14 protein-coding genes are annotated in these 17,890 nt (G+C 55.1%); 6 read left to right on the forward strand and 8 right to left on the reverse strand.

Translation table 11 applies throughout. From position 1 onward, the window contains the following. The first annotated feature begins 78 nt into the window (after positions 1-78). The 4 genes from PKC81_RS02630 to PKC81_RS02645 are packed head-to-tail and all read left to right on the forward strand — an operon-like array spanning position 79 to position 3,617. On the forward strand, positions 79-1,188 hold the full coding sequence (locus PKC81_RS02630; protein ID WP_324333086.1) for an MlaE family lipid ABC transporter permease subunit: 1,110 nt from the start codon (positions 79-81) through the stop codon (positions 1,186-1,188). Further along, positions 1,188-1,979: an ABC transporter ATP-binding protein gene (locus tag PKC81_RS02635; RefSeq protein WP_324333087.1), complete on the forward strand. Its 792-nt coding sequence runs from the start codon at positions 1,188-1,190 to the stop codon at positions 1,977-1,979. The genes PKC81_RS02630 and PKC81_RS02635 overlap by 1 nt, the downstream gene beginning before the upstream one ends. Positions 1,980-2,031: 52 nt before the next feature. Continuing rightward, entirely contained in the window at positions 2,032-3,006 is a 975-nt protein-coding gene (locus PKC81_RS02640) for an MlaD family protein (protein WP_324333088.1), read from the forward strand. After that, a complete protein-coding gene (locus PKC81_RS02645) occupies positions 3,006-3,617 on the forward strand; it encodes an ABC-type transport auxiliary lipoprotein family protein (RefSeq protein WP_324333089.1) in 612 nt (203 codons plus the stop codon). Before PKC81_RS02640 ends, PKC81_RS02645 begins: the two co-directional genes overlap by 1 nt. Positions 3,618-3,621: 4 nt before the next feature. Here the strand turns inward: PKC81_RS02645 and PKC81_RS02650 are convergent, their stop codons facing one another. Continuing rightward, on the reverse strand, positions 3,622-4,530 hold the full coding sequence (locus tag PKC81_RS02650; protein WP_324333090.1) for an SAM-dependent methyltransferase: 909 nt from the start codon (positions 4,528-4,530) through the stop codon (positions 3,622-3,624). Between the two features lie 157 nt (positions 4,531-4,687). Next, positions 4,688-5,557, reverse strand: a complete 870-nt coding sequence (gene lgt / locus PKC81_RS02655; RefSeq protein WP_324333091.1) for a prolipoprotein diacylglyceryl transferase — start codon at positions 5,555-5,557, stop codon at positions 4,688-4,690. A gap of 124 nt (positions 5,558-5,681) precedes the next feature. Between lgt and PKC81_RS02660 the strand changes: the two genes are divergently transcribed. Both PKC81_RS02660 and PKC81_RS02665 read left to right on the forward strand, forming a co-directional pair. Continuing rightward, positions 5,682-7,340, forward strand: coding sequence for a class I adenylate-forming enzyme family protein (locus tag PKC81_RS02660; protein WP_324333132.1), 1,659 nt, complete (start codon positions 5,682-5,684; stop codon positions 7,338-7,340). A gap of 39 nt (positions 7,341-7,379) precedes the next feature. After that, entirely contained in the window at positions 7,380-10,136 is a 2,757-nt protein-coding gene (locus PKC81_RS02665) for a [protein-PII] uridylyltransferase (protein WP_324333092.1), read from the forward strand. Positions 10,137-10,338: 202 nt separating this feature from the next. Here PKC81_RS02665 and PKC81_RS02670 read toward each other — a convergent pair whose 3' ends face one another. The 6 genes from PKC81_RS02670 to PKC81_RS02695 form a co-directional block, all read right to left on the reverse strand. After that, positions 10,339-11,460, reverse strand: coding sequence for an OmpA family protein (locus PKC81_RS02670; RefSeq protein WP_324333093.1), 1,122 nt, complete (start codon positions 11,458-11,460; stop codon positions 10,339-10,341). Positions 11,461-11,658: 198 nt separating this feature from the next. Then, positions 11,659-12,192 (reverse strand): DUF2793 domain-containing protein, encoded by a 534-nt coding sequence (locus PKC81_RS02675; RefSeq protein WP_324333094.1) that lies wholly within the window; start codon positions 12,190-12,192, stop codon positions 11,659-11,661. Continuing rightward, complete coding sequence (locus tag PKC81_RS02680) at positions 12,149-13,810, reverse strand: phage tail protein (RefSeq protein ID WP_324333095.1); 1,662 nt, start codon at positions 13,808-13,810, stop codon at positions 12,149-12,151. Before PKC81_RS02680 ends, PKC81_RS02675 begins: the two co-directional genes overlap by 44 nt. 514 nt (positions 13,811-14,324) lie before the next feature. Continuing rightward, positions 14,325-14,732 carry a peptidoglycan endopeptidase gene (locus tag PKC81_RS02685; RefSeq protein WP_324333096.1) on the reverse strand — a complete coding sequence of 136 codons (408 nt, stop codon included), beginning with the start codon at positions 14,730-14,732 and terminating at the stop codon, positions 14,325-14,327. A 3-nt stretch (positions 14,733-14,735) separates the two neighbouring features. Continuing rightward, positions 14,736-15,560, reverse strand: coding sequence for a DUF2163 domain-containing protein (locus PKC81_RS02690; RefSeq protein ID WP_324333097.1), 825 nt, complete (start codon positions 15,558-15,560; stop codon positions 14,736-14,738). Continuing rightward, positions 15,557-17,890, reverse strand: coding sequence for a DUF2460 domain-containing protein (locus tag PKC81_RS02695; RefSeq protein ID WP_324333098.1), 2,334 nt, complete (start codon positions 17,888-17,890; stop codon positions 15,557-15,559). Before PKC81_RS02695 ends, PKC81_RS02690 begins: the two co-directional genes overlap by 4 nt.

A 17,890-nucleotide genomic window follows, 5' to 3' on the forward strand; every position in this document is an offset into this window, starting at 1 on the left:
CTTAAGCATAATACCGGTTCATTATTTGCAAAGTCTTGAAGCTTGTTATGCGGGGAAGAATGCGCCAATCATAGCGCTATGCCGCAGCCCGCTGACTTTATCGAAGAACAACTGCCTGAGGGAGGTGCGGTTCTTCGCCTTGGTGGAACGCTGGCTATTTCACAAATAGGAGACCTTGACGCACGGCTACGCGCCACTGGCGCAGAAGTGCGCCAAATCGACCTGTCACAGATCGACCATATCGACACCGTCGGTGCCTGGCTGGTTTACCGGACGGCGCGCGATCATGGCGCACAGATTATCGGCGCCGATCCTGATGCGCAGCGTCTGATTGCAGCGGTCAGCGGGTCAGACGATGTCGAAGTCGAGACGCCAAAACTCTCTCCTGCGCTGCGCGTTCTGCACGAAGTCGGCGAAGCAGTGGTCGAGATCACCCGCATGTTCATCGAGTTTGTCGGGTTCATCGGCCAGTGCGTGAAGGGATTCCTGAACCTCATTCTCCACCCACGCCGTTTCCGAGTGCATTCAGTAATCCAGCATTTCGACATGGTTGGCGTTCGCGCGCTGGGCATCATCGGCCTGATGAGTTTTTTGATCGGTATCGTCATTGCACAACAAGGTGCAGTCCAGTTGCGGCAGTTTGGTGCAGAAATATGGACAGTGAACCTGATCGGGCGCCTGACGATGCGCGAGTTGGGCGTGTTGATGACCGCAATCATGGTGGCTGGCCGCTCCGGTTCCGCCTTCGCGGCGCAGATCGGTACAATGAAGATCACCGAAGAGATCGATGCGATGCGGACCATCGGTGTTGTTCCAGTTGAAGCGCTCGTTATTCCGCGAATTCTTGCTACCGTTATCATGATGCCACTGCTCGGCATCTACGCATCGCTGGTCGCAATAATTGGTGGCGGGTTATTCTGCTGGATGACGCTCGATATGCCACCAACGACATTTGTTCAGCGTATCCGTGAGGTCACGCCGCTCACCGACTTCTATGTCGGCATGGTCAAAGCACCTGTTTTTGGCGCAATTATCGCACTCGCCGGTTGCTTCCAGGGCATGCGGGTGCACGGCAATTCCGAGCAGGTAGGCCTGAAAACCACTGCGGCTGTTGTTCAGGCCATCTTTCTCGTGATCGTGCTGGACGCCTTTTTTGCGGTCTTTTTCACCGAAATTGGCTGGGATTGATGGCGGCCCCCTCCCCCTCTCCAATCATATCCGTTCGCGGATTACGCAACGCCTTTGGCGATCAGGTGATCCATGACCAGCTTGATCTGGATGTTCGTCCGGGCGAAATCCTTGGTGTCGTCGGCGGTTCGGGCACGGGGAAATCGGTGCTGATGCGCTCTATCATCGGACTGCAGGAACCTGTCGAAGGCGATGTGGAAGTGTTCGGCACCTCAATGCGCGGCAAGGAAGAAGATGAGGCTTTCGAAGTTCGCAAGCGCTGGGGCGTGATGTTTCAGGGCGGTGCGTTGTTTTCGACGCTGACAGTGGCTGAAAATGTGCAGGTGCCACTTCGCGAGTTCTATCCGCATTTTAACGCGAAGCTGCTCGACGAGATTGCGCGCTACAAAATTCATCTGAGCGGGTTGCCTCCGGAAGCTGCGCATAAATTTCCGTCCGAGCTTTCAGGAGGAATGAGAAAACGCGCTGGCCTCGCCCGATCGCTTGCGATGGATCCGGAGTTACTGTTCCTCGACGAACCGACGGCTGGACTTGATCCGATAGGGGCTTCGAAGTTCGACGAGTTGACCAAAAGCCTGCAGGAAACGCTCGAATTGACCGTGTTCCTGATCACCCACGATCTCGACACGCTTTATGCAATTTGTGACCGTGTGGCGGTTATTGCCGACAAGAAGGTTATCGCCATTGGCAAGATCGACGAACTGCTTGCTACCGACCACCCTTGGATTCACGAATATTTTTCCGGCCCACGCGGTCGCGCAGCGCGGCTTGGACATGAACGGCAAGGATGAAGATGGGAATTAGCATGGACAAGCAATCGCAGGGGAGGCCATAAGGTTCGCAATGGAAACCAAATCCCATTATGTCCTCGTTGGCTCAGTCACGATGATCCTGCTCGCCATTTTGGCCGGCTTCACCGTTTGGCTGTCGCGTTTCGGTGACGGAACCAAAGCCGAATATGATATTTTCTTCCAACAATCGGTGAGCGGCATCGCCAAAGGTTCAGCTGTGACTTTTGCGGGTGTACCTGTGGGGCAAATCAAGGATATAAAATTGTGGCGCCCGGATCCGGACTTTGTGCGAGTGCGTATCGCGATCGATGCGGATACCGCAATTTTGCAGGGCACAACCGCAACCATTAGCGGTGTTGGCTTCACCGGCGTATCCGAAATCCAGCTTGATGGCGCCATCAAGGGCGCACCCCCAATTCGTTGCCCGGAAGCGAACCCCAAAAGCGAGTGCCCGGCAGGACGACCCGTGATCCCCACAAAACCCGGGGCATTGGGCGAAATCCTGAACAGCGCGCCTTTGTTGGTCGAACGGCTTTCGACGTTAACCGAACGTCTGAACACCGTACTTTCCGACAAGAACCAACAGTCAATCCAGCAAATTCTCGACAATGTCGAAAGCCTGTCTGGCTCGCTTGCCGGGCAGGCTCCGGATTTACGCGCCGCCATTCAGGAATCGCGCAACACGCTCGCGAAGGCCGGGGCTGCTGCGGATCAACTCTCAGCTCTCTCGACCAGTGCCAATGCCCTGCTCGACAGCGAGGGCAAACCGATGCTGGCCGAGTTGCGTAAAACCCTGCGTTCAGCCAACGGCAGCCTCTCCGCGCTGGAGACAACGCTCAACAGCGCCAATCCTGCGGTAGAGACCTTTAACAGCCAGACCCTGCCTGAAATCAATCAACTGGCACGAGATCTACGCAAACTATCTTCGTCACTGCAGTCAGTGACCGAAAGGCTTGATCAGCAGGGTGTCGGCGGTCTGGTTTCGGCACCAAAGCTTCCCGATTACGAACCGGGCAGGAGCAAATAATGACCGGACGCATTTCGATCCGCCAAATCAGAACCATGGCTGTGGTGATGGCCGTGACCCTTGCCTTGCCATCCTGTGTCAGTTTTGGCGGAACCGCACCCGCATCGATGTTGACGCTGACGTCAACGGCAAGCGTTACCGCAGGCACAAGCAATAGCGGCCTCGCCAAGGAGGCAATGATCGTTTTAGTCCCGGAAGTGCCGCGAAAGCTGGATACCAACCGCGTTCCTGTCCAAATTGATTCAGGGAATGTGGCTTATCTCAAGGAGAGCGTCTGGACGGATAAACCTGCTGTCTTGATGCAACAATTGTTGATCGAAACACTCGCCGCGAAAAATGGAATGCTCATTCTGAGCGAAGTCGAAGCGGCTGGAAAAGCCGAAAACTACCTGTCAGGGCAACTGATTGAATTCGGCATCGACGAAGGCGGAAGCGAAGCCGTGGCTATTTTCGATGCAGTGCGGATCCGCAAAGGGCAGCCTGTCGAAAAGCGGCGTTTTGATGCGCGCGCTGGTCTGAACAAAATTGCACCGAGAGAGGCGGGCGAAGCCCTGAATATGGTCGCTAACAAGATTGCCGATGATGTCGCTGCGTGGCTGGGTACGCCCTAGCCAGTCAACCAAGGCTTTGGCTGATTTCAAATCCCTCTGGAATCGGCCAATCAGGGTTGGATATCGCAAGAATCTTGAAAAGGCTGCCCATTCCGGTTGCTTCGACCAGCCGATCGCGTGCTGCGGAGAGCTCATCAGTCCGTTCCGGTTGTTTGGCAGCCAAGACCTGCAAACGTGAATCGATTCCAAGCGCTTTTAGCCACACGCCCTGCTCAATTGGCCCACTGACGTGTAACTGTCGCATGCGTGCTAGATTGCCGAGTTCGACAAAATTCACGTGCGCGGTCAAATCATGCTCTCCGGGATTTTCAAACGGATCCGCAAATTCATGTGCCCGGACCGCCTGCAGGGTACTGCCAATTCCCGGGAGCGTATAGCCATAGTCCGCAATCAACATGGCCCCACCTTGCTCAGAGATTCGACCGGCCAATTCGTACATAATGGAACTTGCGGCCGGGCAAGTTTCATAGATGGTTGGGCTAGGCGCGTTGCGGAAATCCGCCGGCACCAATTCATCCATCGCGGTCATTCCTGGCGTAGCCATGAACTTGGTCCCTCGATCGCGTACGACCACGCGTTCGCGCCATCCGGCATGAGTTGCAATGAGTTGCCGGACTGGAAGTGCGTCAAAAAACTCATTGGCGATGATGAACATGGGTACGTCAAAGGGTAGATCACCAACATTCGATAGAAAATTGGCATCGGGCACTGCCCGCGCCTGCATTTCCCTCAACGCCGCGCTTGTTTCCACGAAATAGACTTCAGGCGCAAAATCAAACTGCTTCATCGAACGCAATGCATCTGCAGCCAATGTGCCACGCCCGGGGCCAAGCTCGACATATTTACAATCTTGGGGACGACCTGCTCGTATCCAGAGATCCGTCAGCCAAATTCCGATGAGTTCGCCGAACATCTGGCTGACTTCAGGCGCCGTTATGAAGTCCCCCTTCGCACCTAACGGATCGCCTTTGGCATAATATGCCTCATTGGCCACCTGCATAAATTCCGCGACACTTATAGACCCAGATATCTCGATCTGCTTTGCAATCCTCGCGGCCAGATTAGCGCCGTCAGGCGACACTGCTCGCTCCGCCTACTGGCTCCACACGTTGCCTGCGGCCTTTTGCCGTCAGAACAAGGTAAAGCCCGAGTAAAAGCATCGGTATGGTTAGCCATTGCCCCATGCTCAAACCGGTCTGCTCGACAACATGTTGCAAATGGGCATCGGGCTCGCGCACAAATTCGATGCAGAATCGAGCCGACCCGTAGATCAAGGCGGCCACGCCAAAAAGGAAGCCGGGCTTGTAACGGGCGTCGGTCTTGAAGAAGAGCGGCCACAAAATGGCCGCCATCAAAAGGCCCTCCGCACCGGCCTCATAGAGTTGACTGGGATGGCGCGGCAAATCCCCTCCATTGGGGAATATGATGGCCCATTTGACGTCGGTCACCCTGCCCCACAGTTCGCTATTGGCGAAATTTGCGAGCCGGACCAGAAACAGGCCAAATGGGACACAACAGGCAATATAGTCGCACATACGGAGGAAAGAGAGGCCGTGCTTTCGTGCCATCAGCCAGATCGCGAAGATCGTTCCCAGCGCCCCACCATGAAGCGACATCCCGCCTTCCCAAAGCTTGAAGACTTCCAGCGGCGTTGCCAGCATGCCTGGCTGATAGAACAGAATATAGCCAATACGCCCGCCCAAAATGATCCCAAGCGTTGCATATAAAATCATATCATCGGCATGTTCGCGCGACATCGGAGATCCGGGTTTGCGGATCAGCTTCGTCAGCAGCCAATAGCCCAGCAGAATTCCGAACAGATAGCCTAGCGAATACCAGCGCAGCTCGAAAATTCCGAGGTCCAGTGCCACCGGGCCAATGCCCAGATCGGTAAATTTCAGATAGTCACCTGCAGCTGCGGCGGCTGTTGCAATAAACAAGTCGTATCCCCTCTTGGATTTGCCGACCTATATAGCCAAAAGGGGCACATAAAAAAGAACAAAGGAGAGATTCGCCGTGCCAACAGCGCTTGATCTGGCAATTGACAGTACCGTCACCCGACTGATGGAAAATGACGGACCATTGTCAGTAACACATGTCGAGAAATACGGCGTGCAAATCCCGATGATCGCCAAAGCTCCTGGTAATCTGCGTGATTATTTCGCGATGTTTTGTGCACTCAATGCGGATAAGGAATTTCTGGTCGACGGCGACCTCCGCCTTACATTTGCCGAATGTCATGCGGCGGCGCTGGCACTGGCTGGTGGGTTGCATGAAGGCTACGGGCTTCAGGTTGGCGATCGTGTGGGCATAGCTGCGCGTAACTCGGCAAACTGGATTATCGCCTATATGGCCATATTGATGGCAGGCGGTGTCGCAACTTTACTCAACGGTTGGTGGCAGGGAAGCGAACTGGCCGATGGCATCCGCATGGTCGGATGCAAATATGTCCTTGCGGATGCTCAACGCGCAGCACGACTGCAAGGCGAAGACGTGGGTAGTGCAGAACTGCTCGTTTTCGAACATGACTGCCATCCGCTGGAAGGATTGCATGCCCTTCTCGCAAAGGGTGGAAATGCGTCGACCGCTTTGCCGCCCATCGACCCGCTCGATCCTGCAACGATACTCTATACTTCTGGCTCGACCGGACAGTCGAAAGGTGCTTGGTCGGATCACCGCGCGGTCGTTCAAGGTGCGATGAGCTATGTCGGGCAAACGTTGGTGTTCTTCGAAATACTGGCATCGACTGGCGAAGCGCCGACGATGCAGCCTGCCACTTTGCTCAACGTGCCGCTGTTCCACGTGACTGCAGCCGTTCCGGTTTTACTGCAGAGCTTTGTAATCGGCCGTAAACTGGTAATGATGCCCAAATGGGATGCAGAGCATGCCATGCAGCTGATCGAAAAAGAAAAGATTACCTATTTCGTTGGCGTGCCCTTGATGAGCATCGAGATTGCGACGCACCCTAATCGGCTAAAATACGATCTGACATCGTGCACAGCTTTTGCTGCAGGCGGTGCGCCTCGCCCGGTCGAGCATGTGAAGCGCATCAAACAGGAAATGGAGTGGGGTTTTCCTCTCCTCGGCTATGGCCTCACCGAAACCAATGGCGTCGGGTGCGGAAATTTTACCGACAATTATCTGGCAAAGCCATCAAGTACCGGCCCAGCGACCAAGCCATTAGTCGATTTGGCTATCCTCGACGACGACGGGAAACAAATGCCCCAAGGCGAACGCGGTGAAGTTTGCATTCGCTCAATTGCGAATTTCAACGGCTATTGGGAAAATGAAGAGGCAACCCAGGCTGCCTTCACGTCTGATGGCTATTTCCGTACAGGTGACATCGGCTATCTGGATGAAGATGGCTATCTTTTCATTGTGGATCGAAAGAAGGACATCATCATACGCGGCGGTGAGAACATAAGCTGCCCCGAGGTTGAAGCCGCAGCCTATGAGCATGATGTGGTCGCCGAATTGTCGGTCTTTGGCATTGCCGATGACCGATATGGAGAGGTTCCGGGCTTGGTCTATTTCACCAAAGCCGGAAGCGAGCTTTCACCCGACGAACTGAAGAGTTTCCTTCAGGCCAAGCTCGCGCCATTCAAGGTGCCTGTTCACTTTTGGCGCGTGCATGAACCTCTTCCGCGCCTCGGCACACAGAAGATCGACCGGGTTACGTTGCGCCGAGAATATAATGCAAAGGTCAAGGAACTCGAAGATTAACGCTTTCGCCTCTACCAAGCTTCTTTTAAGCGCTGTCATATGACAAAAAGCGGGCTCGGCCGAAGGCGGCAACGCGACATCATCGATAGGTCAGCCGTGGCGGACGAAATTGCCGCTGCGATCGCGGAATGCTCACCAAGCGAGCAGCGCGGCAAAGCCCTTTCAATCATGCAAACCGCTTTGCGTGTAGGTCGCGAGGAAATTTCCCGGCGTCTCGTTGCTGTGCCTTCATCGGGCCGAAGTTGCGCAACCGATCAGGCGTTTCTGATCGACCAGATTGTCCGCATAGCCTTTGATTTTGTAACAACAACGCTGTTTCCGGTGGCAAATCGATCGGCGGCTGAGAAAATCGCAGTCGTCGCCGTCGGGGGCTATGGTCGGGGTGAAATGGCGCCGCACAGCGATGTCGATATCGCCTTCATCACGCCCTACAAACGAACTGGCTGGACCGAACAGGTCGTTGAGGCGATGCTTTATTTCCTATGGGATCTGGGTCTAAAGGTGGGCCAATCCAGCCGGTCGATTGACGAAACAATCAAGATGGCCCTCGAAGATCTTACGATCCGGACCGCCCTTCTCGAAGGCCGGTTTGTATGGGGGGACCGCAAAGTCTATGAAGAAACTTCGGTCCGCTTTTGGAATGAAGTTGCCGCCCGAACAGGGGCCGACTTTGTAGCGCAAAAGATGGTGGAACGTGACGAGCGTCACAAACGCATGGGTGACAGCCGATATGTGGTAGAACCCAATATCAAAGATGGAAAAGGTGGCCTTCGCGACTTACACACGCTGTACTGGATAGGGAAATATGTCCATCGGGTGCGATCACCTTCAGACCTTGTCGACGTAGGTTTGCTCACCGGCGAAGAGTATCGCAAATTTGAAAAGGCAGAGAATTTTCTCTGGGCGGTCCGATGCCATATGCACGATATCTCTGGGCGCCCCGAGGACCGACTTACGTTCGATCTGCAGCGCGAAGTCGCGGAACGAATGCGTTTTTCGCCCAGACCTGGCCGCTCTGCGGTCGAACGATTCATGCAACTGTATTTTTTGAATGCAAAGACAGTTGGCGACCTGACAGGTCTGTTCCTTGCCCATCTCGATGAAGCACTTGGGAAAAAGGGACGGCGATTCCTGCCGAGCTTTGCACGCAAGCCGCGTAAACTAAATGGATTTGTTCTCGACCGTGGCCGGCTTGCGTTACCATCCGACGACTTCTTTCAAGGCGACCCGGTGCGTCTGATCGAATTGTTCAATTTGGCGGACCTTCACAATCTCGAAATTCATCCGCTGGCGATGCGGGCTGCCCGCCGCGATGCACGCCTGATTGACCAAAAAGTCCGTCAGGATGCCCGAGCGAACCAGTTGTTTCTCGACACGCTGTGTTCACCGCGAAACCCTGAGGCAGTTTTGCGATGGATGAATGAAGCCACTGTTTTTGGTAGATTCATTCCCGACTTTGGACGGGTCGTCGCACAAATGCAGTTCGATATGTACCATCACTATACCGTCGACGAGCATTCGATCCGCGCCATTGGCTTGCTAGCTGAGATTGAAAGGGGAGATCATAAAGAAGATCATCCGCTATCCACCGCGATCGTTCGTCAGATTGTCAGCCGCAGAGTGTTATTTGTCGCTGTATTATTGCACGATATCGCAAAAGGTCGTGGCGGCGATCACAGCATATTGGGCGCTGAAGTTGCACTCAATCTGTGCCCGCGCCTCGGCCTCAACGATGCGGAAACCGAAACGGTCGCTTGGCTCGTGCGTCATCATTTGCTGATGTCGGCAACCGCATTCAAACGCGATCTGTCCGACTTCAAAACAATTTTGGATTTCGCCCAAACGGTCACTTCGGCAGAGCGACTGAGGCTTTTGCTGGTGCTAACCGTTGTCGATATTCGGGCTGTTGGGCCAGGTGTCTGGAACAGTTGGAAGCGCCAATTATTATCCGACTTATTCGAGGCAACCGAGGAAGTTCTCCGGCTTGGGCACAAACAAAAGGGCCGCGAGGAACGCATCGCGAGCAAAAAAGACATATTGCAAGCAAAGCTTGGCATGGCGCCTGACAAGTTCAAACGGTTGGCAAGGCGGATGCCAGATGCCTATTGGATTGCAGAGCCGGATGATATTATCGAACGCAATATCAGATTGTTGCATGCGAATGATAGCGAACCACTAGCCATTGACGCCTGTTATTACCCTGATCGGGGAGCAACGCTGATCACAGTTCTGGCCGCAGACCATCCCGGCTTGTTCTACCGCATAGCGGGCGCAATTCATCTCGCGGGGGGAAGCATAATTGATGCCCGGATTCACACCAGCACCGACGGTTTGGCCGTCGACAACTTCCTAGTACAGGACCCATGGGGTCGTCCCTTCCAGGAACGGGATCAGATCGAACGGCTGAAGCAATCAATCGGCGATGCTCTGGCAAACAAGAGCAAATTGTCGCCCAAGCTTATGGCCAAACCCGTGGCGCTTCGCCGCGCAGAAGCCTTCAAGATTGCGCCATCCGTACTGGTGGACAATAAGGCCTCCAATCGCTTCACTGTGATAGAAGTAAATGCCGCCGACAGGCCTGCTTTACTCAACAATTTGGCGCTGGCGCTTTTCCAGTCGAAGGTCACCCTGCACAGTGCGCACATCGCGACCTATGGCGAACGGGCGGTCGATACTTTTTATGTCACCGATCTGTTCGGCGGGAAGATTGAGAATAAAGCAAGAATTAAGGCCCTCGAATCTCGCTTGTTGGAGGCAGCGACGGGAACTAGTCCCGATCTGAAAGCTGTCGCCTGACCTGAGTTGCGCTCATTGAGTCCGGTGCATCGGTCAAGTTTCGACTATCGAAGGACTGCGTTTAGCTGGATATAAGGCTGCGACGCGCCGTCATATCGCCGAAGACAATCGCTGACTGGCAGCTTAATTATCTATCGAGAAGGCAAAAGAAAAGGGCCAGCGGTTAGGCTGGCCCTTATCCTATTCGCTTAGAGCGAAGTGATTACATGCCCGAACCCGGACCGTAGCTCACTTCAACGCGACGGTTCTGCGCTTCGCGTACGCCGTCTGCGGTCTGAACCAGCGGTGCGGTTTCACCGAATGCTTCGGTTGCGATCACGCCGCCAGGTACGCCCTTGGATTCGAGATACGAACGAACGGTGTCGTTACGACGCTGCGAAAGACCAACGTTGTAGCTTGCTGCACCCGACTTGTCAGCGTGGCCGGCAAGCATGACGCGTGCGTTACCGCAATTTGCATACTGAGCCACAGCGTTGTCGAGGGTCGACGCAGCATCCGGGCGCAGATTCGACTTATCCCAGTCGAAGAACACAATGTACGGACCGCTGTTGCACACCGGCGCGGGCGGCGGCGGGGGCGGCGGGGGCGGCGGGGGCGGTGCCACTACCGGCGGCGGCGGCGGCGGTGCCACTTCCACAGGCTCGGGTTCACCACCAAAGTTGTAAACCAGGCTACCCATCAAGCTGTGCGACTGAAAACCAGTCGAAACATCACGGCCAAGACGATCAACAAGATCGACACCACCTGCCTTGAAGAAACGATACTTCAGGCCGACGTCCCAGCTGTCGCTGAGCGGAGCACGGATCCCAGCAAGTGCCTGCCAAGCCAAGCCAGTGTCGGAATCATCCAACCAAGCCGGGGCAGCAAAAATGTTGTGCACGTCTATGCGAGCAACACCAATACCGGCACCGACAAAGCCTTGCAGGCCATCGTCATCACCGAAGTCAAGCAGACCGTTTACCATGAAGCTGAGCGCATTAGCGTCGCCCGCAGTCGCATAAGCGTTGCCAGCCGACAATGCCGTACCAGCTCCGGCCGGCAACAGAGCCGTGCTGCTGCTGGTTTCGCTGATATCAGCTTCGCGGTAGGATGTTTCAGCTTCAAGGCGGAAACCGCCAAAGTCATAACCAACAACCGCGCCGAAATCATAACCAACATCAGTATCGAGTACGCCTTCAATCGGTGCAGGACCGACCTCGACATCCATGTCTTCGACAATCATGGCACCGCCATCCACTCCGACATACCATTGGCCATCGCGGGCCATTGACGGTGTTGCCAGAGCAGTGGAAGCAAGTGCCAAACCTATGGCCAACTTACGCATCAACTATCCCCTTTTCTATCTTAGGAACGAAAAATCGGTGTCTAGGGTGTATCGAGTCTGCGCCCTTGTTGCAAGCTAACTTTGGCACCAAACTGTTGCCAAAATGTCGCCATTCGAAGAATCTACGGAAAAAATGATGAAGGTTTACAGCATTTAACTTTCCAACAAGCCCAGGACCGCAATTCAACCGTCATTCGATTAGTTGGCAACAAGTCCTATATTCGCAAGATGGCCGAGCAATGCGTTCAATGCGATTCTGGCCTCGGTATCCACAACCGCACCACCGGTCGGAGCAATTATTGTAACGGGTGGGATCCATTGCCCCGCTGAATAGCGAAGTTCACTGCTATCCTGCACGCTCCAAACCGTCATTCCAGGTACTGGATCGAGAAACCGCCAGCCAGATCCTGTCCAGACGGCAACCGCATCCTCTTTACCAGACCAGGTACCGGTCGCTGGTGCGACAACCAGCCAGCATTTCCCCGCATCTTCTTCGACCAAAATGGGTGGTGCGGAGGCGGAGTTCACGATTGCCGCATGCAGCGCGCTATCGATTATAGCGAGCGCCTCGTTATGCGTAATCTCTTTATGTGCTTGAGAAACAACAAGGTTCGGCAATGCAAATCGTGGCGTGTTTGTTCCCATTGGGTGTGTTCCTATCAAATTGTGATTGTATCGGGATGATTGCCTATCGCGCGAGCACGGTCTGTGATGTTGGCCATGACAGGGCATATGTTCCGCGTTGTCGAACGTCGACGGTGATCGGCACGCCCGTCTGCAATCCCCAACTGCCAACTAGAGCAGCTGAAACTTCGATATACTCAACAGACAGCTGAAATTGGGCAAGCAGCACTTGGCTGCTCTTGATCTCAACCTCAAACATAAGTGACGGTTCATCGACTGACAGATCGGCAAAATCACGCCAGCCTGTATCCCATCGGCTCCGCCTAAACCAAGATATGTGGAGATTTTGTTCTTCGTCAAATGCGACATTTAAGTGGCAAGGCGCCAAGGGCCGTATGGCCCGACCGACGGCAGGGATGGATTCGAGCACAGGATTGCTGTCGCCGATTCCAACCGCTTCAAATGATGCAGAATCATCAATTGCCAGACCTAGGCCACCGAACCGCAAAGTAGTGGCTTCACTCACCAGACAAAGTGCAGTTCCAGTTGGATGCTGCGCAATTTCGCTGCCAAAACAGCCTCGAGCCAGCCGGGCAAACCTGAAATCGGTCGGACCAAGCTGTTCGCAATCACCATATTTGATCAATTCGCCTGCGATGTGAATCAGTGGCGCGTTGGGATGCAATGGATCGCCGAAACCGGGTGGAAAATCCATTCCTGAGTGAAGCACTCGAACCATCAAATTGTTGCTGGTGTCGAGCAAATGTCCAGCGTGCGGCGGCAAATCTGCCTGAAGCAGTCCGATAACGCCTGCCGGCGCAGTCCGGCCCAGTTCGATAAGTGCCAAACCATCGCGATAGCCAAGTGCAGCCTTGCGCCATCCCTCGCCCGTTCCGGCCGCAACCACGCCGATTACCGGTTGCGACGGCAGGGGTTCGGAAACCGCTGGCAAGTCAATCAGGTGCAACAGCGTATGACCTACGGCAAGGTCGGGCGACGACACATCCCGCCCCGGATCGCCAAGCGTAAAAGACCCGCGATCAGTTTCGACCCAGCCCTGGCTGGACACTCTGAAATATCCGTTAAAATATTCGATTTCCGTGATTTTTTCTTCAGAATCGAATTGGATTTCAGCAATTCGCGGCGGTATGTCTCCATAGGGGAAAAAACCCGCCGATGTTGATTGTGCCCTGGATTGCTGCAGCCAATTCAATGCAGTCAATCGCTGCGCCTGTGCAGTATCAAGGCATGCAGGAAGTTCATATTGCGTTTCATGATTATCATTCAGATTGGCACCATATCGTTGCAAACCGGCCTGATAATCACGCCCTTTCTCGTAATAACGCAGAGCAATCGAAGCTCCCCCATGTGACCGAGCCGACCTTACCCTGGAAAGACGTTCGATCGATTTTCGGTTGATCATCGCCGCAGTGTTGCCCGGCAATATGGTTTTTGGCAAATCGAACCATCCGTTCAGTTCCAACCCATCCGCTTTCGGTCGCAACGTGACTGGAAATGCCGCGATCAGGGGTTCGATAGACGCTCGAATGTCGCGACCTTGAGCTGCGTAGCCGCCCAATGTTTCGGATGTTGTCCCGGCAATAAGCTGACCAGACACGTCGTTGACAATTACATGCAACGGCACCGCATCCTCGCGTTCGAACACTTCGAACGTGAGTGAAGGTATGCGGTTACCAAACTCAGCCAGTTGCAGCCCCTCGAACACTGCGTAGGCAAGTCCACGATAAGCGGGTGAAAGATCAGGCGCCTCACTCGATGCCAACAGCGGATCGACAGGCTGGTCGCCTTCACCATTGTGAATACGCAGTTCGGTTTCGAATTTCAGGTCGCCTGCCGCCCCGCGAAGTAAATTACCGTCAGCCCAGATTCTACCTATTCGGGTAATTGGCCTGCTGGAGATCGCAACGGCCAGATTGACCGAATAACTGTACGTCGCAGTGCCGGGCTGGCTCTTGCTGCCGCCGGTAACTAACTTTTTCTCGATGAGATCACTCGCCCATATGACCGTTCCAGCAACCCGCATCGCACCAAATATTGCAGGAATAGCAGTGCCATAGCTGGACGTCTGCACCTCCAATTCTTTGAGGCGGGGTCCTTCCCTGCGCGGGCCATTGCCGATCAGCGCCCGATCGATTTGCTGTCCGACAAAGGCACCAATTGCGCTGCCCAGCGGGCCGCCGACTGCAGAGCCGACGGCAGTCAGAACAAGTGTTGCCATCTCAATCTCCGATAAAACGCCAGCGGTGGATGATTGGCCAGCCAGGCCATATGGGCGTAAAGACGACACGGCCCAATCCTGCATGGGCGTGAACCCAACCACTGTTGGCTGCAACCATCAGGTGCAACTGCGATGGGCCGGCAGCAGCGAGTATGATGTCGCCATCACATCCCGTTTCGCCTTCGTGCAAAAGGAGAAACGGCAATTTTCCGAAACAAGACAAAATGACAGACCGAAAATCGCCCCGCAACGAATAGCTTGGGCAATCCACTGTTGTTTCGGCAATCGGGCCCAGAGCGGTTAGCACCAATCCCACACAGTCCAGCGCCACACCCGGTGTACGCCCGCGAAACCGGAACGGTGTATTCAATTGCGCATTCGCACGAAAGGCAATCAAGTCGGCAGTCATGGCTCAGTTTCCACCAGGGTAACGCGTCAATAGATCGTTGCCGGGCAAATAGGGCTCCCCTTTGAAATTGAGTGCATTTCCGAAGCGGCCAGAGCAGGTTGCGATGGTGCGATCGCAACCCTGCAACACAGAAACAGGCGTGGCACCCTCGACCGGGAATGCAGGAGATTCGGCCAGCACAATTTCGGTTGCGGTAGCGAAAACAATTTGCTGACGCTGCCCGCAATTCGGTCCACCTAGCCAGCGCAATTCACCCAAAACGAAATGAGAAGGTTCGGATGCCAATGGCGCAGCCAAAGTGAGGGTTGAGCCCTGCACATTGACAATCTCCGTCTCCAATATGAACCGCTGCGCGCTAAGGTTGCAGCCCGGCCCCGCGAAACGCGCGCGGCAAGTAGGCGATGTCAGGGGCACAACCGAAGCCGAAAGCCTAGCAGCAGGGCCCAGAAATTCGACTTCAAAGGCCGAACCTGACCAACTGATCGCACCCAATGTGCCCATTGCGAGAGTGAATTTACTGGCGGCAGGATTTGACCAATCATAGAGGAAAATAGTCAACGCGGCACCATCCCAGCGGCCTGCCTCAATGTCTTCTGCGCGTATGGCATCACTGGTCAATGCGCCACTGACCTCGAGGCTGCCAATCTCCAGGCCGAGCGTTTCGACTATCGAGCTTGGTGCCATTCCCGGACTCGAACGATAGACCAGACCGTCAATCACCACATCTCGGTCGTGTGAAGTGAAGCCGATTGCAATGCCATCCTTCCGCTCCAGCCGCCATCCATAAGCCGTGCTGGTCAACGTGCCCGCAAGCCACGGATAACTCATGCCGCCTCCTTGATTTCGATAAGCATCACATTGGGCATATCGCCTGCCCCGAATGTTGAACGACTGACGTCGATCCGGTCCTGATTGAAGCGCACCGGAACATCGAAACGGAAACCTGCGGTCACCTGAACACCTGCCGGTGGCGGCATATCGAATTGGATTTCCCCAAAAGGCCCCAAAGACCAGGCTGATGTCTCCAGACCATCGACCGCTACCCGGATCGAACCAATGGTTGGCCGGGTTATCGCCCTTTCCTGCGCAGAATCCCCATCGCCGTATCGCTTGAGAAGCTGGAAACTGGTGCGGATGCCGTCGCCTGTCCCCAGCAGCTGATCAAGGATATTGGGTGCATCATTATTGTCATTGGAACTATTGTCGAACGGGTCGCTGAAGCGAAAGCCGACTGCAGCGCCGCGTCGAGCCCGGAAAAACTGCATCAATTCAATCAGCTCGGCTTCGGATCGCACCCCGGGCGCGACGTTATAGGCCATACGGGCATCGGCCCAGTCGCTGTTCCGCCGCTCATGCCCTGACATCAGCGTCACGACATTGGTTGAAAATTCCGCCGAAACCTCGGCTTCGCGTCCGATACCGAGCGGAAACAGGATATCGTGAAAAGCCTCCACATCAGCCTCGCTTTCATTGCCAATCTGAAAATGCACAAATCCGTCGCGCGCGACCTGGGGCAGTGCCCAGACATAGACCTCGGCCGTTGCGCGGGTTTTAGCGAGCTCAATCGCGCGCTCGATATCGAACCACTGCGCATCACTTCCCTGTTGCAGCACAAAGCCCGAAAAATAATGCTGTTGCGCAACCGGATAGCCGAGCCGCGCATTCATCTCGGCAAAGCCGCGCGCCGTCGCTCCGTGATTGCCGGTCGTCACCCAGTCATAATCTTCGAGCTGGAGCACATCGAAAGCTGGTGATGCCCATTGCACCGGCACATTGGCGCGCTTGGCTTCGGGCGCTGAAGGGTCGATAATGGTGGGTAGATAGACCAAAAGGTGGCTGGTAAATCGCGACGTCCCTGCTTCATCTTTGACCGCCGCTACAAGTGCGGCAGTTGAGGCGGCCAGAAGTTGCCCAGCCTTGTCGAGCATGGCCTTTTGCGCTGCTGTTTTACTTCCCCGAATGTCGGGAATGGCGACTGCCAAAGACCCAAATTCCGTCAGCGCCGCCGCATCATAAAGGCAGATGCGGCCATCGGGCATCGTCCACCACCAAGGTTCACCCACCTGGAATTTGACCGGCAATCCGGCCTGTTTCAAAATATAAGCGAAGGCCCTGCCAACCGCTTGCAGATAGACCATTGCCCCTGCATGCGCTGGTGACAGCAGTGTCGAAGGCGGCGACCAGCCGGTCAGCGCCGGATCGCCATTTTCCGCGCGCTGTTTCCAGTCATTCCAGCAGTTAGCGTTAAACAGTTCGTAGCTGAGCGAGAAGATAAGGTCATAACCCATCGCCTTGGCGCGCTGCGCAAAATCGAGATGCCAGGCGCTGCACGGCGCGTTAAGCGCGCCGCCCGCAAGACTTACATAATGCCCGCCCGACAAAGGCTCGAGCCGGTAATAGTGGCTCATTCCGACATAATGGTTGATCGTACTGCGATAGCCGAGCGCGCGGATTTGCCGCAGCAACCGCTCGGGCGTCTGGTTATAGGCATCGTCATAGCCTGTCGCCATTTTGAGGTCATGTTCGGGGACCATCGCATCGCCAATGTCGAGCATCGCGCCCTTACCATCGCTGCGGATTTCGGACAATTCGACCCAACCTGCTTGCGCCGTCACAAAGTCGCCGCCGGTTTCGTTGTAATTGGGCGGGACAATCGAGATGAACATACGGTCGATATCGCCCGCAAACAGAGGATCGGCATCGGCCGGAAGAGCGAAACCACCCTCGATAGTGCTGAAAGGCAAAGTAATGATCGCGTCGGTCGGCGTTCCGACCGCATAGTTCCAGAGCCGTACGAACCAGCTTCTGGGAGCACCATTTGCATCGCGGCCTTCGATTGTCAGCGTCGGCCCATTAATCGCATCGAGCGGCATGACGCCTTGGCTGCGCCAGCGGAAGCGGAGGATGAGGTGCCGGTAATCCCGGTTGGTCTGATAGGCGAGCAGCGGATGATCCCACTTGTCCTCGCTTTCCCAGATCAGGCCCGCAAGGTCATTTGCCCGATAAAAGGCGGTATCAACGCGCAGCGCTTCCGCACCTTTGGTGACAACAGACGCCATCATCGGCCGCGGGAAATTGAGCGTCCAGAAACGCGGATCGAAGCGCATCACCGGGCTGCATTCCTGCCGCCTGCGCTTTTTGCAGAGCCAATAGGCCAT

The organism is Sphingorhabdus sp. (genome assembly GCF_035329025.1).
Lineage (GTDB): Bacteria > Pseudomonadota > Alphaproteobacteria > Sphingomonadales > Sphingomonadaceae > Sphingorhabdus_B.